The 20824-nt window shown below is 62.0% G+C and carries 18 protein-coding genes; 10 read left to right on the top strand and 8 right to left on the bottom strand.

Annotation, left to right across the window (positions count from 1 at the left end; translation table 11 throughout):
- Positions 1-10 precede the first annotated feature (10 nt).
- Positions 11-1021 (top strand): ABC transporter ATP-binding protein, encoded by a 1011-nt coding sequence (locus GKIL_RS18940; RefSeq protein ID WP_023175456.1) that lies wholly within the window; start codon positions 11-13, stop codon positions 1019-1021.
- Positions 1022-1056: 35 nt separating this feature from the next.
- Positions 1057-1938, top strand: coding sequence for an ABC transporter permease (locus GKIL_RS18935; protein ID WP_023175454.1), 882 nt, complete (start codon positions 1057-1059; stop codon positions 1936-1938).
- A gap of 131 nt (positions 1939-2069) precedes the next feature.
- Here GKIL_RS18935 and GKIL_RS18930 read toward each other — a convergent pair whose 3' ends face one another.
- From GKIL_RS18930 to rpoC1, 3 genes are all read right to left on the bottom strand, one after another.
- Positions 2070-3878, bottom strand: a complete 1809-nt coding sequence (locus GKIL_RS18930; RefSeq protein WP_041244074.1) for an arginine--tRNA ligase — start codon at positions 3876-3878, stop codon at positions 2070-2072.
- A gap of 343 nt (positions 3879-4221) precedes the next feature.
- Positions 4222-8016, bottom strand: a complete 3795-nt coding sequence (locus GKIL_RS18925) for a DNA-directed RNA polymerase subunit beta' (RefSeq protein WP_023175451.1) — start codon at positions 8014-8016, stop codon at positions 4222-4224.
- 10 nt (positions 8017-8026) lie between these two features.
- Entirely contained in the window at positions 8027-9856 is a 1830-nt protein-coding gene (rpoC1, locus tag GKIL_RS18920; protein WP_023175450.1) for a DNA-directed RNA polymerase subunit gamma, read from the bottom strand.
- A 322-nt stretch (positions 9857-10178) separates the two neighbouring features.
- On the opposite strand from rpoC1, the gene pyrE reads away from it, so the two are divergent.
- The 5 genes from pyrE (at position 10179) to GKIL_RS25775 (ending at position 13762) form a co-directional block, all read left to right on the top strand.
- Positions 10179-10760, top strand: coding sequence for an orotate phosphoribosyltransferase (pyrE, locus tag GKIL_RS18915; protein WP_023175449.1), 582 nt, complete (start codon positions 10179-10181; stop codon positions 10758-10760).
- A 48-nt stretch (positions 10761-10808) separates the two neighbouring features.
- Positions 10809-11648 (top strand): sulfate ABC transporter permease subunit CysT, encoded by an 840-nt coding sequence (gene cysT, locus GKIL_RS18910; RefSeq protein WP_023175447.1) that lies wholly within the window; start codon positions 10809-10811, stop codon positions 11646-11648.
- Between the two features lie 19 nt (positions 11649-11667).
- Positions 11668-12549 carry a sulfate ABC transporter permease subunit CysW gene (gene cysW / locus GKIL_RS18905; protein WP_023175446.1) on the top strand — a complete coding sequence of 294 codons (882 nt, stop codon included), beginning with the start codon at positions 11668-11670 and terminating at the stop codon, positions 12547-12549.
- Positions 12533-13390, top strand: coding sequence for a carbohydrate ABC transporter permease (locus GKIL_RS18900; RefSeq protein ID WP_023175445.1), 858 nt, complete (start codon positions 12533-12535; stop codon positions 13388-13390). The genes cysW and GKIL_RS18900 overlap by 17 nt, the downstream gene beginning before the upstream one ends.
- Before the next feature lie 246 nt (positions 13391-13636).
- Positions 13637-13762 (top strand): hypothetical protein, encoded by a 126-nt coding sequence (locus GKIL_RS25775; RefSeq protein WP_275450539.1) that lies wholly within the window; start codon positions 13637-13639, stop codon positions 13760-13762.
- Positions 13763-13960: 198 nt separating this feature from the next.
- On the opposite strand, the gene proC is transcribed toward GKIL_RS25775, so the two are convergent.
- The 4 genes from proC to wecB all read right to left on the bottom strand — a co-directional run bounded on the left by proC (position 13961) and on the right by wecB (position 17384).
- Complete coding sequence (proC, locus tag GKIL_RS18895) at positions 13961-14752, bottom strand: pyrroline-5-carboxylate reductase (protein WP_023175443.1); 792 nt, start codon at positions 14750-14752, stop codon at positions 13961-13963.
- A gap of 26 nt (positions 14753-14778) precedes the next feature.
- On the bottom strand, positions 14779-15360 hold the full coding sequence (locus GKIL_RS18890; RefSeq protein ID WP_023175442.1) for a cell division protein SepF: 582 nt from the start codon (positions 15358-15360) through the stop codon (positions 14779-14781).
- Positions 15353-16051, bottom strand: a complete 699-nt coding sequence (locus GKIL_RS18885) for a YggS family pyridoxal phosphate-dependent enzyme (protein WP_023175441.1) — start codon at positions 16049-16051, stop codon at positions 15353-15355. Before GKIL_RS18885 ends, GKIL_RS18890 begins: the two co-directional genes overlap by 8 nt.
- Positions 16052-16259: 208 nt before the next feature.
- The gene (gene wecB, locus GKIL_RS18880; RefSeq protein ID WP_023175440.1) at positions 16260-17384 is read right to left on the bottom strand and encodes a non-hydrolyzing UDP-N-acetylglucosamine 2-epimerase; all 1125 of its coding nucleotides are present in this window, start codon (positions 17382-17384) and stop codon (positions 16260-16262) included.
- A 94-nt stretch (positions 17385-17478) separates the two neighbouring features.
- On the opposite strand from wecB, the gene GKIL_RS18875 reads away from it, so the two are divergent.
- From GKIL_RS18875 to GKIL_RS18865, 3 genes are read left to right on the top strand one after another with little or no spacing between them, the layout of a single operon-like run.
- Positions 17479-18714: a cation:proton antiporter gene (locus GKIL_RS18875; RefSeq protein WP_023175439.1), complete on the top strand. Its 1236-nt coding sequence runs from the start codon at positions 17479-17481 to the stop codon at positions 18712-18714.
- A gap of 50 nt (positions 18715-18764) precedes the next feature.
- Positions 18765-19745, top strand: coding sequence for a glycosyltransferase family 2 protein (locus GKIL_RS18870; protein WP_023175438.1), 981 nt, complete (start codon positions 18765-18767; stop codon positions 19743-19745).
- Complete coding sequence (locus GKIL_RS18865; RefSeq protein ID WP_023175437.1) at positions 19735-20199, top strand: tRNA (cytidine(34)-2'-O)-methyltransferase; 465 nt, start codon at positions 19735-19737, stop codon at positions 20197-20199. The genes GKIL_RS18870 and GKIL_RS18865 overlap by 11 nt, the downstream gene beginning before the upstream one ends.
- Here the strand turns inward: GKIL_RS18865 and GKIL_RS18860 are convergent.
- A complete protein-coding gene (locus GKIL_RS18860) occupies positions 20188-20805 on the bottom strand; it encodes a TetR/AcrR family transcriptional regulator (protein ID WP_023175436.1) in 618 nt (205 codons plus the stop codon). The two genes, GKIL_RS18865 and GKIL_RS18860, sit on opposite strands and share 12 nt — an antisense overlap.
- Between the last annotated feature and the right edge of the window lie 19 nt (positions 20806-20824).

Here is a 20824-nt window from a genome sequence, read left to right as displayed (position 1 = left end):
AGAGACGAGCGTGGCCGAGGCAGCCGTCCGCATTCGAGAACTCTACAAGTCCTACGGGCCGATCAAGGCCGTCGATGGTCTGTCGCTTGAGGTGCCCGCCGGACAGATCTTCGGTCTTCTTGGCCCCAACGGAGCGGGCAAGACGACCACCCTGCGCTGTCTTTGTACGCTCGAGCGCCCGGATAGGGGCGAATTAGAAGTAGCGGGCGTCTCGGTGACAGCCGACCCCCGCGCTGCCCGCAGGCAACTGGGCTACGTTGCCCAGGAAGTCGCCCTCGACAAGATGCTCACTGGCCGCGAGCTGTTGCAACTGCAGGCGGACATCTATCACCTCGCCCCGGCGGTGGCCAAAAAGCAAATCGAGCTGGCCCTTGAACTGTTGAGCCTCGAAGATCGGGCCGACGACAAGATCAAGACCTACTCGGGCGGCATGATGAAGCGATTGGATCTGGCGGCGGGCCTGCTGCACAACCCCCGCGTGCTGGTGCTCGACGAGCCCACCGTCGGCCTCGATATCCAGAGCCGTCTGGGCGTCTGGGCTTTTTTGCGCGAACTTCGCCGCCGGGGGGTGACGATCTTGCTCACCAGCCACTACCTCGAAGAAATCGACATGCTCGCCAGCCGCGTCGCGATCATCGATCGGGGGAAGCTCATCGCCTGCGGCAGCCCCGACGAATTGAAGCGGGCCGTAGGCGGTGAACGGGTCACCCTGCGCATCCGCGAATTTTCGCCCGCCGAGGAGGCCCAGCAGGCAGCCGCTGCGCTGCGTGCGCTTCCCTTTGTAAAGGAAGTTATCATTAATGAAGCCCAGGGCAACGCCCTCTATCTGGTGGTGAGCGCCCCCGACCCGCTCTCGACGGTGCCCACCCTGCGCGAGGCACTTACCCGTCAGGGTCTGCCGGTCTTTGGCATCGCCCAGTCGCGCCCCAGCCTCGACGATGTGTTTCTGGCGGCGACGGGCCAGACCTTTCAAGACGCCGATCTGGCAGCCGCTCCCACCGGCAAAAAGAAAAAAAAGTGAGAGTCCCTTGACAGCTCTCTATCACGGTCGCTCCGATGGCTAATTCTCTCAATCCTGGCAATTCCGCCTCGCTTACCCTCGATGGGACAAGTGGCGGTGCCAGCGCACTTTCCCAGTTTCGCCAGGAGACTTTTGCCCTGACGCGACGGCTTTTTATCCAGTTGGGCCGTCGGCCCTCGGCCTTCGTGGGCAGCGTCATCCAGTCCTTGCTGTGGCTGCTCTTATTTAGCGCCCTCTTTGCCCAGGCTCCCAAGAGCACCTTTGGCATCGAGGGAGGCTATATCGAATTTTTAGCCGCCGGGATCATCGTCTTCGCCGCCTTCGGCGGTGCCCTCAACGCCGGGGTACCTCTCATCTTCGATCGCGAGTTCGGCTTTCTCAATCGCCTCCTGGTGGCACCCCTGGTCTCGCGCACCTCGATCGTCGTCGCCTCAGCTCTTTTTATTGTGAGTACGACCCTGGTGCAGGCGGCGATCATCGGCGGGGTCAGCTTTTTGATGGGTGCCCACTTCGCCGGTGGCCTCGAAGGAGGACTCATCGTCGCCCTGGTCGTCACCTTGCTCGTCTTCGGCATCGCCGCTTTGAGCATGGGCCTCGCCTTTGTCCTGCCCGGCCACATCGAGATGCTGGCGGCTGTCTTTGTGATCAACCTGCCCCTCATCTTTGCGAGCACCGCCCTCGCTCCGATGCACTTTATGCCCCTCTGGCTGCAGGTGGTTGCGAGCCTCAACCCGCTTACCTACGCGATCGAACCAATTCGCCACCTGTTTATTCACGCCCAGTGGTCCCTCGGCGATGCGGTGCTCGCTGCTCCCTGGGGAACAGTGAACCTGCTGGGCTGCGTGCTGGTGCTCTTTGGCTTCGATGTCGTCGCCTTTTTGCTGGTGGGTAGCGTCCTTAAAAAGAAACTGAGCTAAGAAGCCGGTCCCGACGCAAGTGTGAACTGTGCCGGGTGACCAGAGTGAGTGGCCTCTTTTCTAGCGATCTTGGCCCGCACAATTGGAGCTGAGGGGCTGGGCTTATCTGCTCTTTGCCGATGTCTTTGACATCACATCGATTCGCGCGGCTCGATCCCGAGCAAGCCCAGGGTCGTCGCGAGCACCTGGCGGGTGGCGCTCACCAGACCCAACCGGGCGAGGCGCAGTCCGTCGGGCAGATCTGCCGCCAGAGGGGGCAGGATTGGGCAGTGTTCGTAGAACTGGCTCAGGTCGCTTGCCAGGTCGTAGGCGTACTGGGTGAGCCTCTGGGGTTCGCGGAAAGCGGCGGCAAAGCGAAATTCGTCGGGGGCAGCGATGAGTCGCAGCATCAGCGAGCGCTCCTGAGGGGCAGTGGTGAGCCAGGGGGAGCCGTCCGGCTGATCGAGATCGAAGTGTTCCGGCACCGGCACACCCCGCTCGGGTGCCTTGCGCAGGATGCTGCAGCAGCGGGCGTGGTTGTACTGAACGTAAAACACCGGGTTGTCGAATTTTTCGGAGGCGGCCAGATCGAGGTCGAAGCTGATCGTCGTGCCCATCGACTGGCTGAGCAAGAACCAGCGCCCGGCATCGACGCCCACTTCCGCGATCAGATCATCCACACTTACCAGTTCGCCGGTGCGCTTGGACATACGGATCTCGACTTTTTCACCCGTAGCCGGGTCGGTGCGAAACAACCGCACCAGCTGGCCCAGCAAAATTTCCAGCGAGTCTGCCGGGTGGCCCAGAGCCTGGACAGCCGCTTTTAATCGCGGTACGTAGCCGTGGTGATCGGCTCCCCAGACGTTGATGAGCCGGTCGTAGCCCCGCCGGTACTTGTCCCAGTGGTAGGCGATGTCGGCGGCAAGGTAGGTCGTGCGGCCATCGGCCCGGCGCACCACCCGGTCCATCTCGTCGCCAAAATCGGCGGCCTTGAAGTACACGGCCTCGCTGCCGTTGCCGTCCGCTTCTTCGTCGAAGATCGCGTTGGCCTTGACCTTGCTGGAGCGACCAGTGAGTTCACCTGTCTGCTCCTGGCGCGATTGGGTGGCTTCGTAGAGCATTCCCCGCTCGCTCAAATCTTTTAGTGCCGCTTCGACCGCCCCGGCGGCGTGCAGCGAGCGCTCGGAGTACCAGCGATCAAAAGTGGTTTGGAAGGTGGCAAGGGTGGAGCGCTGCTGGGCAAGCAACTGCTCCTCGGCGTAAGCGGTGAACCACTCCACTGGCTCGTGGTGCAGGGCTTTGCCCTGTTGGTGGGCCAGGGTCTGGGCGAGTTCTTTGAGGTAGATGCCCGCGTACCCCCTGGTTGGAAATTCTGCCGGTTCGCCAATCGCCTCTAGGTAGCGGGCACGGAAGGACTGGCCCAGTAGCTGCATCTGGTTGCCGGCGTCGTTGATATAAAATTCGGTGCTGACGGTGTGGCCCGCGAAGCGCAAGATCTGGGCCAGGGCCGAACCCACCGCTGCCCAGCGGCCATGACCGATGTGCAGGGGGCCAGTCGGATTGGCTGAGACAAATTCAAGCAGGATGCGTTCTGCTTTTTCGGGGATGGTTTGGCCATACTCCGCTCCCAAGGCGAGGATCTGGCCCACCTCGGCCATCAAGAAGCGATCCGCCAGCTGAATATTGATAAAACCCGGTTTTGCCACACTGGCTATGAGATCTGCCTCGGTCAGCTCCGCTGCAACGGCTTCGGCGATGGCAAGCGGAGCGAGGCGGCTGGGCTTAGCCAGACTCATCGCCACCGGCGTCGCATAATCGCCCAGCTCGGGCCGCTTTGGCTTCTCGACGACGATGGCAGCGGGGGCAGGCAACTCAGCGAGTGCGCCGAGCTTGCCGGCGGCAAAGGCTGCCTTGAGCGCTTCATAAATCCGGCTTGCCAGCCGCTGTTGAATAGATAGCATGGAGGTTTGCGACATAAGAAAATTTTGACGCTCCTGGCAGCCAGTTTCCAGTCTAAGGAGACGAAGCCAAATATGCGTGGGTTCTTAGCTGGAGTGCGGGAAGCAGGTTTTTGCGTACTTCTAAAACCGTCCCCCACCCCTCCACACCCCCCCTCTCCTCCCCTGCCCCCGCCGGGCAGGAGGAGGAGAGGGGGGGTTCACTGTAACTGGGCTGCAGACGGGCAGGGTGAAGTCAGTCTAAGGCTTGTCTTCCTCCCTGCGGAGCTGGCCTGTCTTACTCCCCTCTCCCCTTGTGGGAGAGGGGCTGGGGGTGAGGGGTGAGGGGTCGGGGGGGTGGGTCCTCTTAATCCTCGTCGTCGTCCTCGACGAAGTCGTCGTCGCCGGCAAAGGTGACGCCGACGGTCCGAAGACCAAGGGTGTCGTCGATCAGCTCGTCGTCTTCGAGCACTTCTTCGGCTTCTTCGTAGGCGTTGAAGCCGGTGCCCGCCGGGATGAGCCGACCGATGATCACGTTTTCTTTGAGGCCCCGCAGCCAGTCGGACTTGCCTTCGATGGCCGCTTCGGTGAGAACGCGGGTCGTCTCCTGGAAGGAGGCCGCCGAGATGAACGAGTCGGTGTTGAGCGACGCCTTGGTGATGCCTAAAAGCACCGGTGTGCAGCGGGCCGGCGCACCGCCGGTGACCGACATCGCCTCGTTGACCTGCTCGATTTGCCTGAGTTCGACCAGCTCGCCCGGCAAGAAGGTGGTGTCGCCGCCGTCCTCGACGCGCACTTTAGAACTCATCTGGCGGACGATGATCTCGATGTGCTTGTCGTGGATTTCGACGCCCTGGGAGCGGTAGACCTGCTGGACTTCGTTGACCAGGTAGCGTTGGACCGACTCGATGCCCTTTTGTAGACCCTCGCGCTCGGAGAAGATGCGCAGGATGTCGTGGGGGTTGGCCGGGCCATCGGTGAGCGCTTCGCCAGTCTGCAGTTGCTGGCCGTCTACGACGATGAGGCTCTGGCCACCTACCGAGTAGTTGGTCACCCCGCCGTCGTCCTCGATGATGCTCACCTGCACCGATTCGTCGGGTAACTGGGTGATCTGCACGGTGCCGGGCCGCTCGACCAGCACGCACATCTCCTTGGGTTTGCGGCCTTCGAGCAGTTCCTCGACGCGGGGCAGACCCTGGATGATGTCGCCGGTCTTGGCGCGCTCGAAGACCAGCAGCGCCAGGTTGTCGCCGCGCTGGATGAGATCGCCGTCTTGAACCAGCAAGATTGCCCCTCCTGAGACCAGGTAGGGCCGTCCGATGCGCAGTACGACCCGTCCCGGCTCTGCCGTAAGCACCTGGGCCGAATCGGCGGCAACGGTCGAGGCACTGAGCGGATCGCCCGCCCGGACCAGATCGCCCGGCTTGACGGTGGGCGTACCTTCGATCGGGGTGTGGACCAGATCGCTTGCGGTGACAAGCAGGATGCGGCGCACGGTAGAACCGATGCGGGAGATGCCGCGCACCGTGCCCGCCTGCTTGGCCAGGATCTCGGTGCGGGCAATCACTGCGCCGGGGCCGATGCGGTCGCCGTCTTTGACCAGAATGTGGGTCGAGGTCGAACCGTGCAACAAGTCGGCGGACACGTCGCGGCGAATCAGGAGCGTTTCGAGGATGACCAGTTGCAACCGGACGAGGGCGCTATCCGCTTCGTCGCTGACAAACTCGATGTCGGCGGCAAGCTGAGCCGCCTGATCGGTGATCTCCAGCACCAGCTGGGTCTTGAGCAGCTCGACGCCGTCGATTGCCTTCACCCGGTCGCCGTCGCGGTACGGGATACGCTGCACGCCGCGCAGGCGAATCGAGCTGCCGGCCTGCTGGGAAGCCTCCTGGCTGGGGGCGTCCGGCTCGTCGGGAACGGTGAATTCTTCGACGGGCCTCAGCAAAATCGCCGGTCCTTCGGGCGTCTCTACCTGCTCGACGTAGCGCAGATCGGAGGCGATGACGCCGGGGAGCACCTCGGTACCCGGATAAGCGAAGGTTTCGTTGCCGACTTTGAGATCGCCCGGCGCGTCGAGCAGGTGCAGTTCGCCGGGTTTAATCACCACCTCGCGCAGGATGTCGTTGCGCTGAGTAATCGCGACGACGCCCGAAGAAAGGCAGTAGATGTCTTTGACCACCTGCGTGCCCGCCTCGACGTACTGGCCGTCCTCGACCTCCAGGAGCGAGATGTCCTTGTTGACCTCGTGGGTCTCCTCAGGGATCCAGAGCAGCGTGCCGCCCTTGAGCACCTCGTAGCCCTGCTTGCCCTTGGCCTTGGCTACCTCTACACCTTCGGAGTAGCGGATGAGGCCACCGGAGCGGGTCATGTAGCGGTCGTTGACCCGCTCAGCCACCACCTGGCCGTTGCTCACCTTGGTGCCGGGCGAGACTTTAAGCGCAAAGACCTGGCCGTTGTCGGTGGCGAGGGTATAGCTCTCGCGGCCCTGGGTTTTTTCTTCGTGGACGGTCGCCTTGTCGAGCAACACCGAGGCAGTGATGATCTCGACCTCGCGCCCGCCCTTGACATCCTGTTCTTTGAGGCGCACGACGCCGCCGTGCTCGGTGATGAGCCGCGTCTCGGCGATCACCCCGCCCTGCTCGACTTTGTCGCCCCGCTCAAGGGTGCTCTCCGCCCCCGGCGGCAGGTTGTAGACTTCGCCCGAAAGTACCCACAACAGGCCCAACCGGCTGGCATAGGCCGTCTCGTTGCCCTGGCGGTCGGTCTTGACCTCCGGCGTCAGGTCGGCAAATTTGACCTCGCCCGCCAGATCGGAGAAGACTTCTTTTTGGGCCTTCTCGGTGCTCTTGCGGGCGGTCTTGCTGAGCATCGCCAGCTCGGCATAGAAGGTACCCGCCTCGATCTGCTGGCCGTCTTTGACCATCAGCGTCGAACCCTGGGTGAGGGTGACCGTCTCTTTTTTGCCGCCCTCGCCTTCGAGGGTAAGGGCACCGGCCTGGTCTACCTGGAACGCCTCGTCGCCGTGGCGGGTACGCATCGGACGGACTTTGAGGGTGCTTGCGAATTTGACTTTGGCCTTGTAGGGAGCCTTGAGGGGCTTGGCCACTTCGCCCGTAAAGACACCGCCAGTGTGGAAGGTGCGCATCGTCAGCTGCGTGCCCGGCTCGCCGATCGACTGGGCAGCGATGATGCCGACGGCTTCGCCGATATCGACCAGTTGGGAGTGGGCGAGCGACCAGCCGTAGCACATCCGGCAGACCGAGCGGTTGGCCTCGCAGGTAAGGGGCGAGCGCACCATCACCGCATCCACCCCGGCGCGGGCGATCCGGGCTGCCAGGTCGTAGTCGAGCTGGGTGTTGCGCGGGGCGAGCACCTCGCCTGTGACCGGATGGAGCACGTTGCGGGCGGCGACGCGGCCCACCAGTCGCTCCTCCAGCGAGACGATCATCTTGTCGCCGTCGCGCAGGCTACTTAAGAAGATGCCGCGCTGGGTAGTACAGTCTTCTTCGCGGACGATCACATCCTGGGAGACATCCACCAGGCGGCGGGTGAGGTAGCCCGAGTCGGCGGTGCGCAGCGCCGTATCGACTAATCCCTTGCGCGCTCCGTAGGAGGAGATGATGTACTCGGTGACGTTGAGCCCTTCGCGGAAGTTGGCCTTGATCGGCAGGTCGATAATCTCCCCTTGCGGATCGGCCATCAGACCGCGCATCCCCACTAGCTGCCGCACCTGGGAGAGGTTGCCGCGCGCGCCGGAGAAGGCCATCATGCCCACCGAGTTGAGGGGGTTGAGTTCTTGAAAGTTTTGTTTGACCCCCTCGGTCAGCTCCTGGGTGGCCCCGGCCCAGGTGTCGATCACTTTTTGAAAGCGCTCGACTTCGGTAATTTCACCCCTGGTGTAGCGCTCCTCGGCCCGCTGGATCTCGCGCTCAGCCGATTCGAGAATATCGACCTTGCTCTCGGGCACCTGCAGATCTTCGACGGAGATCGAGACAGCGCCGCGAGTAGCGTAGCGGAAGCCAAGGTTTTTGAGGTTGTCGGCGAGTAGCGCCGTGCGCGCCGTGCCGTAGTGGGAGAAGGCCCAGGAGATGAGCTTGCCCAGACCTTTTTTGTCGATTTTGCGGTTGATGAACTTGGGTTTTGGTTCTTGCGTCTGCGTCATGGCGTTTCCCCTAGCTGGCGACAAGCGTTTCTTGAACAACCTGGTTGAAGATGACCCGTCCGACGGTGGTGCGGACGTACTGAGAAAGCACGTTGCCCTCCGCGTCGCGGCGCACCCGCAGATCGTCTGGCCCACCGTCGGTTTCGACCTCGCCCTCAAAGCGCAGCCAGATCTTGGCGTGCAGGTCGATCATCCCCTGGTTGTAGGCGATGATCGCATCGTCGGCGCTGGCGAAGAATTTGCCAGCACCCTTCTGGGCGTCAGGATTATCGACGGTCAGGTAGTAGCAACCGAGCACCATGTCCTGGGTGGGGGTGATGATCGGTCGCCCCGTGGCGGGTGAGAGCACGTTGTTGGAGGCGAGCATCAGGAGCCTGGCCTCTGCCTGGGATTCGAGCGACAGGGGCACGTGAACGGCCATCTGGTCGCCATCGAAGTCGGCGTTGAAGGCGGTGCAGACGAGCGGATGGAGCTGGATCGCCCGTCCGGAGACGAGGATCGGCTCGAAGGCCTGGATGCCCAGGCGATGCAGGGTCGGAGCGCGGTTCAGTAGCACCGGATGGCCCGTAATCACCTCGTCGAGCACGCCCCAGATGCGCGCATCGTTGCGCTGGATCATCTTTTTGGCGGCCTTGATGTTGTTGACCAGGCCGCGCTGGATGAGCTTGTGGATGACAAACGGCTGAAACAGCTCGATGGCCATCTCTTTAGGAAGCCCGCACTGGTGGAGCTTGAGCTTGGGGCCGACGACGATCACCGAGCGGCCCGAGTAATCGACGCGCTTGCCGAGCAGGTTCTGCCGGAAGCGGCCCTGCTTGCCTTCGATGATGTCGGAGAGCGACTTGAGGGGCCGGTTGTTGGCTCCGACCACCGTCCGCCCGCGCCGACCGTTGTCGATCAGGGCGTCCACCGCCTCCTGCAACATGCGCTTTTCGTTGCGCACGATAATCTCAGGGGCAAGAATCTCCTGCAGCCGCGCCAGACGGTTGTTGCGGTTGATCACCCGGCGGTAGAGGTCGTTGAGGTCGCTGGTGGCAAAGCGGCCACCGTCGAGCTGCACCATCGGCCTTAGATCCGGCGGGATCACCGGAATGGCAGTAAGCACCATCCACTCGGGCCTTGAGCCGGTGGCAATAAAGTTGTCGAGCACCCGCAGGCGCTTGATGAGCTTGGTGCGCTTCTGGCCCTTCGATTCGCCCAGCTCCTCGCGCAGCCGCTCAGCGTCAGATTCCATCTCGATCGCAGCGAGCAGTTCGTGGATCGCCTCAGCGCCCATCTTCGCCCAGCCTTCGGGGAGTTCGAGGGTCGAACCTTCGGCGTAGAGCTGGTCCTCGACCTCGATGTACTGGTCCTCGGTGAGCAGCTGCTTGTAGTAGAGGTTCTCGGCGTTGCCGGGATTGAGCACGACGTAGGCGTTGAAGTAGACCACCTGCTCGACATCGCGCAGGGGCATATCGAGCAGCGTCGAAATATAAGAAGGAATGCCCTTGAGATACCAGACGTGGGTGACGGGGGCGGCGAGCTTGATGTAACCCATGCGGTGGCGGCGCACCTTCGATTCGGTCACCTCGACGCCGCAGCGCTCGCAGACGATGCCCCGGTGCCGCACCCGCTTATACTTGCCGCAGTAACACTCCCAGTCTTTGGAAGGCCCAAAGATGCGCTCGCAAAATAGACCGTCCATCTCGGGCTTGAGGGTGCGGTAGTTGATCGTCTCGGGCTTGGTCACCTCACCTACGACCTGGCCGTTGGGCAACGTGCGCTGCCCCCAGGCCATCACCCGTTCCGGTGAAGCGAGCGAGATCTTGATGTAGTCAAAACGCTGTTCCATCCTGGGCATGAGCTTTTACTCCCATTCAAAATGGGCAGCCAGAGAAAAAAGCCCGGCAATCACCGAGAATTGTTCCCCGAGGCTACCTCTCAGAACCTATGAACAAATAGCGGAACGGGAAATCTGTCGCCGGAGCCTCCGGAGCCTGCCCTTGACCGGTGTATACTTGAACTCGCTGAGGGTAGAGCAGAAGAAAGGCGAAGGACAACCGAACAGACAGGGCATACGTTCCCTTCTACTTAAGAAAAGCTGGATATCTAATATAAGATACTTAACGACCAACCGTCAACTGCTGGTACGCTAGATCCGCTCCATCCCGTACAGAACTTCGATGCCCTCGCCCCTCGATTGGGATTCTGCCCGCCGGCAACGCGAACTGCTGGCGCTGATGCGCGAACTTTGCTACCGCGAGGGCGATTTCAAACTCTCCTCAGGCCAGACGAGCACCTATTATATCGACAGCAAAAAGGCGACCCTGCACCCGCTCGGGGCACTCCTGGTGGGCCTGGTGCTTTACGATCGGCTGCCGGAGGCGGTGCAGGCGATCGGTGGGCTGACTCTAGGAGCCGACCCGATTGTGACGGCGGTGGCGGTGGTAGCGGCGCTAAAAGACCCCGGTCGCGACTTTGCCGCCTTTATCGTCCGAAAAGAAGTCAAAAAACACGGCTCCCAGCAGTGGCTGGAAGGACCGCCCATCGCCGCCGGAAGCACGGTCGCCATCGTCGATGACGTGGTGACGACGGGGGCAAGCGGGCTTCTGGCCGCCGAAAAAGCCGAAGCAGCTGGACTGAAAGTTGCTGCGATCCTGGCCCTCGTCGATCGCCGCCAGGGCGGCGGCGAGTTGTACGCCGAGCGGGGCTACCGATTTGAGCCAGTGTTCACCATAGACGACTTTCGCAGCCAGAAAGAGTAAAATTTGCGGTGTTTGTGTCCAATCCGCCGCCCATCTGGCTTCCCCACTATGACGATTACCTTTAAAAAGCACAGCATCCTGCCCGGCTTTGGCCTCAGCCTCGGCTACACGCTCTTGTATCTGAGCTTGATCGTGCTCATTCCGCTCTCGGCCACCTTCTTCAAGACGGCCACCCTCGGCTGGGATACCTTCTGGCAGACGATCAGCGAACCGCGCGTGCTCGCCTCCTACCGGCTCTCGTTTGGCGCGTCGCTGCTCGCCGCCTGCATCAACGCTGCCTTCGGCTTTCTGGTCGCCTGGGTGCTGGTGCGCTACGAATTTCCAGGCAAAAAGCTCATCGACGCATTCGTCGATCTGCCCTTTGCCCTGCCCACCGCCGTCGCGGGCATTTCACTGACGACCATCTACGCCTCCAACGGCTGGATCGGCCAGTACCTCGAACCGCTGGGCATCAAAGTCACCTACACCTGGCTGGGTGTGGCCGTCGCCCTCACCTTTATCGGGCTGCCCTTCGTCGTCCGGACCCTGCAACCGGTCTTGCTTGAACTGGACGTGCAGATCGAGGAGGCCGCCGCCAGTCTCGGGGCCAATCGCTGGCAGACGTTTACCCGCGTTATCTTTCCGGGCATCTTTCCGGCTTTGCTCACCGGTTTTGCCCTCGCCTTCGCCCGCGCCCTGGGCGAGTACGGCTCGGTCGTCTTTATCTCGGGCAACCTGCCGCTCAAGACTGAGATCGTGCCGCTCATCATCATCACCAAGCTCGAACAGTACAACTACGCCGGTGCCACAGCTATCGCGGTTGTCATGCTCGTCGCTTCTTTTGTTTTGCTTTTGATCATCAACCTGCTGCAGTGGTGGACCCGTAGCCGCCAGATCGCCAGTACCTGACCCCACCCGGATATCACCAATGGAAGGTTCCTCCCTTGTCGCCCGCCTTGGCGGTGGAAAGCCCAAGGCCGCCCCCAGTGAACCGGCGCTCGTGCGCTGGACATTGATTACCGTGGCTCTGCTGTTTTTGAGTTTGTTCCTGTTCGTACCTCTGGCCGCCGTCTTCTCCCTCGCCCTCGAAAAGGGGCTGGGAGTCTACTTCGCGGCCCTCGTCGAGCCGGACGCCCTCTCGGCGATCAAGCTGACACTGCTTACCGCCGGGATCGCCGTACCTTTGAACCTTGTCTTTGGCCTCGCCGCCGCCTGGGCGATTGCCAAGTTTCAATTTACCGGGCGCAGCCTGCTCATCACCCTCATCGATCTGCCCTTTGCCGTCTCGCCGGTCATTTCGGGCCTGATCTACGTGCTCCTTTTTGGTGCCCAGGGCGTGCTCGGTCCCTGGCTTTCAAGCCACGACATCAAGATCATCTTTGCTGTACCTGGGATCGTGCTCGCCACCACCTTCGTCACCTTCCCCTTCGTCGCCCGCGAACTGATTCCGCTCATGGAAGATCAAGGGCCCGAAGAAGAAGAAACCGCCATCTCCCTCGGTGCCAATGGCTGGCAGACCTTCTGGCGGGTGACGATTCCCAACGTCAAGTGGGGGTTGCTCTACGGCGTCATCCTCTGCAACGCCCGCGCCATGGGCGAATTCGGTGCGGTCTCGGTCGTCTCAGGCCACGTGCGCGGCCTCACCAACACCATCCCACTGCACATCGAAATTCTCTACAACGAGTACAACTACACCGCTGCCTTCGCCGTCGCCTCGCTTTTGGCCCTGTTGGCCCTGGTCACCCTCGCCGCCAAGAGCTTTATCGAGTGGAAGACCAGCCAGCAGATCGAAGATGCCAAAGACGGCTGAGCGCGACTGGAGCGCCTGGCTGTTTCTTGCACCGGCCCTCGTCCTTTTGGGCCTGTTCGTCGTCTGGCCGATGGCGTATCTGGTGGGCCTCAGTTTTACCGACGGGTCGCTGCGCGACCCGCTTTTTGTCGGTACCGCCAATTACGAACGCCTGTTTACGAGCGAGAGCTTCCGGCAGGTGCTATTCAACACCGCCCTCTTTACCGCCGGATCGGTGATTCCGAGCGTCGGCCTCGCCCTTCTCGCAGCGGTGGTCCTGAGCCGCACCGTGCCGCTGCGCGGCCTTTTGCGCTCGGCCTACTTTTTGCCCACGATCATCTCGCTGGTGGCAGCGGGGGTCTCCTTCCGCTGGCTCTTCCATCCCCAGGGCTGGGTGAACGCCCTTACTTCCCTGGCAGGGATCGCACCGATAAGCTGGCTTTCGAGCCCCTTCTGGGCGATGCCGGTGCTCATCCTCGTCGCCACCTGGAAGCAAATCGGTTTTAACCTGGTCATCTTTATCGCTGGACTTGGGGCTGTCCCCACAAGCCGCTACGAGGCCGCCGAACTCGATGGAGCGAACGCCTTTCAGCAGTTCTGGCACATCACCCTGCCCGGCATCCGGCCCACGCTCATCTTTGCGCTCATCACCACCGTCATCTTTACTTTCCGCAGCTTCGAGCCGGTCTTTGTGATGACCGGCGGCGGCCCCCTGGGCACGACTGACATTCTTGTCTACTACGTCTGGGAGCAAGCGTTTGGCCTGTTTAGCTTTGGCATCTCCGCCGCCGCTGCCACAGTCTTGCTGGTGGGCGTGCTCGTCGTCACCGCCCTGCAACTGTGGGTGGCAGGAGGAGAATAACCCCTCCCCCGAAATGGAGTAGAGCCAGCAGTATCGAGCTATTGCTGGAACAGCATAAATAGCCGTGAAGTGACTGAATATATTTATTGCTTACTCAATATCAAGCGCGAGAAATGAACAAAAAGAGGCTTGAAGCTGTAAAACAAGCTATTCTCAACAATCCAGGTCACTTTACGATGCGCCGACACAATACTATCGCTGCTGAAGAATGACGGGTTAGCAAGGAAGAAATTGAAAAACTGCCGAATGAGTGTGGAACACAAGCCAGCATTGCAGGATGGGATGCAGCAGGAGCAGGCTTGGTCATTAGGGCAGCTGCTGGATATCCGTTGCAGTGCGGATCTGGGCCGGATCGATGCCCTGCTCGTCTAAAAAAGCGCGCTAGGCGGGAACGGTGGTAACGACGCGCTCGAAAAGGCGCAGAATATCTGCTTCGTTCCTCTCGTCGAGGAGATTATCGAGAGGAGTAGAAAGAAAAGTTTTGAGCGCATCCAGGGGTCACTCGCGTCGGCTGGGCTGCATGGGATGAGATTGTAGTGCGCACTGCCAGGATAACTTTCTATCTTGCTTTTAACCTGACAGTTCGCGGGCGCGGCGGGCGGCAGCTTTGACCGCTTCGATAAAAGCGCCGCGCACGGCGCGCGTCTCCAGTTCCCCCAGACCGGCAGCGGTGGTGCCCCCAGGACTCGCTACCCGGTCCTTGAGCAGGGCCGGGTGCAAATTTTCTTGCAACATCAGTTCAGCACTGCCGCGCAGGGTGGCGAGCACCAACCGGGTCGCGGTGGGACGGGGCAGACCGGCACTCACGCCGCCGTCGATGAGCGCCTCGACCACCAGGGCAAAGTAGCCCGGCCCGGAGCCGGAGAGGCCAGTGACCGCATCCATCGCCGCCTCGGGCACCTCGACCACCTCGCCTATCGCTCCAAAAAGGGTGCGGGCGAGCTGAAAATGCGATTCTGAAACGGCACCGGAGCGGCTGAGGGCAGTGATTCCGAAGCGCACCAGAGCCGGGGTATTGGGCATCGCCCGGATCACAGCCCGGCCAGGAAAAGCACCGTTTAGCGCCGACAGGGAGATACCGGCAAGGATCGAGAGGACAAGGCCAGCCTGGAGTTGAGCCGCGATCTGCTCGCACACCGCCGGGAAGACCTGGGGCTTGATCGCAAGCAGCAACGTTTCGGCACCGACGACGGCCAGATTGTCGGTCGTGCTCGCCACACCGTAACGCCCGGTGAGCCAGTCGCCCCGCTCAGCCACAGGATCGCTCACCAGAATGTCCGAGGGTGCGTAAGCTGCGCTGGCGACCAGACCGGCGACAATCGCTTCGGCCATCGCACCACCGCCGATGATACCCAGCTTCATAGAATTTGGAGCGCTGTCCGTTTAGCTTAGCCCTGGGCGCGGCGCGGCGGTGCGTCCTGGCTGAGGCGGAAATTGCCGCCGAAGCCCTGACCGGCCTGCCGCAGTTGGGAGGGCATTTCGGTGCTGATCATGACGGTGCTCGGGGTAAACAGGAAGATCCCATCGCCTACCCGCTCCTGGTGGCCGTCGATGGCGAAGGTGGCACCGGCGACGAAATCGACGCTGCGCTGGGCCTGGTCGCTATCCATGAGCGTCAGGTTGAGGATGACCGACTTGCGATCGCGCAGGTGCTGGACGATCTGCGGCGCTTCTTCAAAGGAGCGCGGTTCGATGACGAGCACTTCGTTGACGCCGTTGCCCGGCATCCCGATCACGTTTCCGGCGCGCACGCGCTTGCGCACTGAACCGGGAGCCGGCTGGCCCTCGGTAGCGGCTGCTGTGGCCGAGGGCGTCGCAGCGGCAGCGCTGCCACCGGTGGCGGCCCGGCGAGCCTCGTCGCGCTTGTTCTCGTCGCGGTAGACCTGCTCGTAGTCCTCGCCCTCCTCCTCGTAGTCGAACTCATCGCCGAACCCGACGAAGTTCTTGAACTTCGACCAGAAGCTACTCATCAGCATTCCTCCGTAGCGGTAGACGTGAACCGAAGAGGATCTGTCCCAGGCGCACGATCGTCGCCCCGGCAGCAATCGCCTGCGGGTAATCTCCCGACATGCCCATCGACAGCTCCTCCATGCGAAGGCTCTGCCAGCGATTGCCCTCGGCCCGCCCGGCGATCTCGCGGGCGTAGGAAGCCACCTGACTGAACAGATCCTGGGTGTCCGGAGCGCTCAGCCCGCTGGGCGCAATCGCCATCAGCCCCCGAATGTCGAGGTGCGGCAAAGCCGCGAGCGCCGGCAGCGCCTCGTCCAGCTCGGCTTTTGACCAGCCGGCCTTGCCCGGATCGGCGGCCAGTTTGACCTGCAGCAACAGCTGCGGCCTGCGGCCTACCGAAGCGATGAGCGCACTGAGCCGTTCTGCCAGACGCAGACTATCGACTGAATGGATCCAGTCAAATAGCTCGAGGGCCGGACGAACTTTGTTGCGCTGCAGACTGCCAATCAAATGCCAGGACACTCCTTGAAGGTCCGTCAACTGCAGGATTTTCTGTTCGGCCTCCTGAACCCGGTTCTCACCAAAGTCCCGAATGCCGCAGTCGTAGGCTTCGCGGATGCGCTCGACGCTCACCTGTTTGGTGACAGCGACCAGCCTTACGGAAGGTGGTAGCTGTTCTCGAAGCCAGTGGATCTGCTCAGGAACTCCCACAATCTTCGGGCGATTCTCTCACTTCATCGGTTCAATAGATTCTCGCAAAACGAGAATTTGGGTCAGTCAAACTGTACCAAAAAAAAATTGAAAAGTGGTAGATTCAGCCAAAAAAAACTCTATATCTGGGGGAAGGGGACGAAAAAATCCCGCTTTGGCCCGATAAGACACCACATATCTAGACCGGCGGAGGATCTATGGGAGTGAGTCAGGTGTCGGAGGATTGTGAGTCGAACCCCAGATAGGCGAGGATGGCCTCAAGAATGCGGCCACTGGCGCGGCCATCGCCGAAGGGATTGACCGCCTGGGCCATCTTTTTATAAAGTTCTGTATCGGTGAGCAGTGCGCCGGTCGCCTGCACGATTGCCCGGCGGTCCGTTCCGACTTGAAGGGCGACCCCCGCCTCGATCGCCTCGGGCCGCTCGGTGGTCTCGCGCAGGACGAGCACCGGTTTGGCGAGGGCGGGCGCTTCTTCCTGCAGGCCGCCGGAGTCGGTGAGCACCAGTGTTGCCCGCTGCATCGCTCCGACCAGTTCCGGATAATCGAGGGGTTCGGTGAGAAAGGCGCGGGGGTGCGAACCTAAGATTTGCTGCAGCGGCTCGCGCACGGTCGGATTTTTGTGCAGCGGCAGGAGCACGGCTGTATCGGCGTGGGCTTCCAGAATATCGACGAGAGCCTGGGCGATGTCGGCGAGGGGCCGGCCCCAGTTCTCGCGGCGATGGACCGTCACCAAAAGCACCCGGTAGCGCTGCCAGTCGAGGCCCGGCACCGGGCACTCCGGCTGGCGGTGGGCGATCGTCTGAAGGGCGTCGATCACTGTGTTGCCGGTGAGGTAGACCCGCTCGTGGATGCCCTCGCGCCGGAGATTTTCGAGCGCCCGCGTCGTCGGCGCAAAGTGCAGTGCGCTGAGGCGGGAGGTGAGGCGGCGGTTCATCTCCTCCGGAAACGGGTCGTCCGCCACCCCGGTGCGCAGGCCCGCCTCGACGTGGCCCAGGGGAATTTTTTGATAGAAGGCCGCTAAGGCAGCGGCGAAGGTGGTGGTCGTGTCGCCCTGCACGATCACCAGTTCGGGCCGCTCCTGTTGAAAAACGTCTTCCAGCCCCGTGAGCGCCCGGCAGGTGATCTGGGCAAGGCTCTGGCGGGGCGTCATAATCTGCAGATCACTGTCCGCCTCGATGTCGAACCAGGCCAGCGTCTGGTGCAGCATCTCCCGGTGCTGTCCGGTGAGGATCACCCGCGTCTCGATGCGCGGGCAGGCCCGAAAGCGCAAGATCACCGGTGCCAGTTTGACCGCCTCCGGGCGGGTACCCAGGACAATTGCAACTTTGCTCATTTGGACAGTTTACTGTGGCCAGATCAGTCTATTCTTCGTTGGATCCGGGGGGTTGTCTTCCTGGAATCCAATCAAAAGTAACCGAGCTGACGCTGTGAGTCTATTTTTTCCGCTGCTGGCAGCGACTTCCCCCACCGCCAGTCCTCTGCTCACGACGCTTGTTGCCCTGGTGGTCGTCTATCTGGCGAGCAAACTGGGGGGAGAGCTGGCGGTTCGCCTGCAACTACCGGCGGTGCTGGGGGAGCTGATCTTTGGTGTGCTCGTCGGTGTCTCGGGGCTGCGGCTTCTGGGCAGCGGCAACGAGGTGATCTCGGTTCTGGCTGAGCTGGGGGTGATCTTGTTGCTGTTTGAAATCGGACTGGAATCCGATCTTAAAGAACTGCTCCGGGTGGGACCCCTCGCTTCGCTGGTGGCCACCGTCGGGGTGGCCATGCCTTTTTTGCTGGGCACCGCTGGTCTGATCTGGCTTTTCGGAGTTCCCGTTCTACCGGCGGTCTTTGCCGGGGCCGCCCTCACCGCCACCAGCATCGGCATCACCGCCCGCATCCTGGGGGATCTGGGCAAGGTGAACACCACCGAAGGCCAGGTGATTATCGGGGCGGCCATCCTCGACGACATCCTGGGGATCATCATCCTGGCGGTAGTGCTGGGGGTGACCCGCGACGGGGCGGTAAGTCCCCTGGGGCTGGCCTACACCACCTTCGTCGCCACCGGCTTTCTGGTGGCAGCGATCTTTTTGGGGCGGCTTTTTGCCCCCTTCTTCGTCAAAGTCGTCAACCGCCTGCGCACCCGGGGCGATCTGATCGTGAGCGCCCTGGTGTTTGCCTTCACCCTCGCCTACCTGGCCCAGGCGCTGGGCTCCGAGGCGATCTTGGGTTCTTTTGCCGCCGGGCTGGTGCTGGCGGAGACCGAAAAGCGCGACGATCTTGAGCGGCGGCTCAAGCCCGTGGCCGATGTCTTTGTGCCGGTCTTCTTTGTCAACGTCGGAGCGACCACTGATCTAAGTGTGCTCAATCCCTTCAATCCCCAGACCCAGCAGGGGTTGCCCATCACCCTGTTTTTGCTGGTAGCGGCGATCGTGGGCAAGGTGGCGAGCGGCTACGTCCTACGACCGGCGAAGCCCGTCAACCGCATGGCCATCGGTTTTGGCATGATCCCGCGCGGGGAAGTGGGCCTCATCTTCGTGGGCCAGGGAGTCGGGGTACCGGGGCTCAATCCGGCCCTGCTCACGGCCATCGTGATCGTCGTCATCGTCACCACCTTCCTCGCTCCACCACTGTTGCGCTATGCGATCGCTCGCGGCGGTGCTACCCGCCTTGAGACGGGCTGAATCGGGGTAAGCTTAGAGGAGCTTTTTACGGACAGCAGACGCTCAAAATCATGACCGAGCTGCTTTCAGTCGTGGTACCTCTTTTTAACGAGCAGGACAACCTGCCGGAGCTGTACCGCCGTCTGGCCGCTGTGCTCGACGCGCTGGGTTGCCCGGCGGAACTGATTTTTGTCGATGATGCCAGCCGCGACCGCACCCCTGCCATCGTCCGCGAACTGGCCTCAAAGGATGCGCGGATAAAGCTTTTGAGCTTTTCGCGCAACTTTGGCCATCAGGTGGCCGTCACCGCCGGCCTCAACTTTGCGAGCGGTACGGTGGCGGTGGTGATGGACGGCGACCTGCAAGATCCGCCGGAACTGTTGCCGCAGCTATTGGAAAAGTGGCGCGAGGGCTACCAGGTCGTCTACGCCCGGCGCGTCTCCCGCACCCGAGAGAGTCTTTCTAAGCAGCTCTTTGCCTTCGTCTACTACCGCGTATTGCAGCGGCTGGCCGAAGTGCAGATCCCCGTCGATACGGGGGACTTTTGTCTGATGGACCGCCAGGTGGTTGACCTGCTCAATACGATGCCCGAGCGCAACCGCTATCTGCGGGGCCTGCGCTCCTGGGTGGGCTTTGCCCAGACGGAGGTGCCCTTCGAGCGGCCACCCCGGCTGGCGGGGGTGGCAAAGTACAACTTTGCCAAATCCTTCGCCCTTGCCCTCGATGGACTGGTTTCCTTCTCCCGCCTGCCCCTGCGCCTTGCTACCTGGATGGGCTTTTTTACCGGGCTTCTGGCTTTTGTCATGGTCGGGCTGGTCATCTACTGGCGCTTTTTTACCCGCTCACCGCTGAATGGCTTCGGGGCACTGGCGGCGGCGGTCTTTTTTATCGGAGCGGTGCAACTGGTGACGGTGGGCATTTTGGGCGAGTACGTGGGCCGGATCTACGAGGAAATCAAAAACCGGCCCCTGTACATCCTCAAAGAAGTGCGCGGCTTCGAGCGCACCGCTGCTGCCCGCCCCCGCCCGCCCCTTGCTGAACATGAGCCATAAGCGGCCCCGCGTCGTCCTGGTCGATCCTGAGATTCCGCCCAACACTGGCAACATCGCCCGCACCTGTGGGGCGACCAGCATCGAACTGCACTTAGTCGGTACCCTCGGTTTTCAACTGACAGACAGGTACCTCAAGCGCGCCGGACTCGACTACTGGGAGCACGTCCAGCTGCACTACCATCCCGATCTAAAAGAACTGCTCGCTGCCCACAGCAACGAGCGATTCGTCCTCACCAGCGCCCGCCGGGGCATTTGCCTCTGGGATTTTGAATTTTTCGCGGGCGACTGGCTGGTGTTTGGCTCCGAGAGCCGGGGGCTGCCGGACTGGCTCCTCTCTCAGAGCGATCGACCGACGGTGACGATCCCGATTGCCCAACCGGCGGTGCGCAGCTTGAATCTATCCAACGCTGTCGCCGTCGTCCTCTACGAGGCGCTGCGGCAATTACGAGCCTGAGGCAAGGCCGTCCAACAGCAACCGTACTCCCCGCCGGATGTAAGCTTCGTAGGATTCCCCTTCCGGCTCGAACAGCAGCGCGTGAAACATCAGGCCGCTCACCAGATCAAAAATCAGGCCGCTGTCGATGCCTTCGCGGATCTCGCCTCGGGTGCGGGCGCGCTCCAGCACCAGGCCAAACGCTTCGCGCCGGGGCATCAGGTACCTGGAGCCGTAGATCGCTGCAAACTGGGGGCTGCTCGTCGCTGAAGTGATGATCATCGCCATCGTCTGGCGGGCCAGCGGCGTCTGCACCATCGCACTCGCGTCGTGCAGGAGCGCGTCGATGTCCGCCGCCAGGCTACCGGTATCTGGAATCGGCACCTCCTGGCGCAAAGTTTCAATCGCATCGGCCACCAGTTCTTCCTTCGAGGCGTAGCGGCGGTAGATCGTCGGCTTGCTCACCCCCGCCCGCAGCGCCACCGCCTCGATGCTCATCGCCTGATAGCCCACCGCCGCCAGAAGTTCGACCGCCGCCTGCAAGATTGCCCGGTTGGCTCGGGAACTGCGGGGACGCCCCGGCAGGTTCTTCGTCGGTTCCTTCTCGCCCTTCACTTCAAAAAGCATAGCCCCCGGACGCCCGCGA

Origin of the sequence: Gloeobacter kilaueensis JS1 (assembly GCF_000484535.1) — a bacterium.
Taxonomy (GTDB): domain Bacteria; phylum Cyanobacteriota; class Cyanobacteriia; order Gloeobacterales; family Gloeobacteraceae; genus Gloeobacter; species Gloeobacter kilaueensis.
The sequence above is the reverse complement of the archived record's forward strand: the minus strand, read 5'-3'. Positions and strand labels throughout refer to the sequence as shown.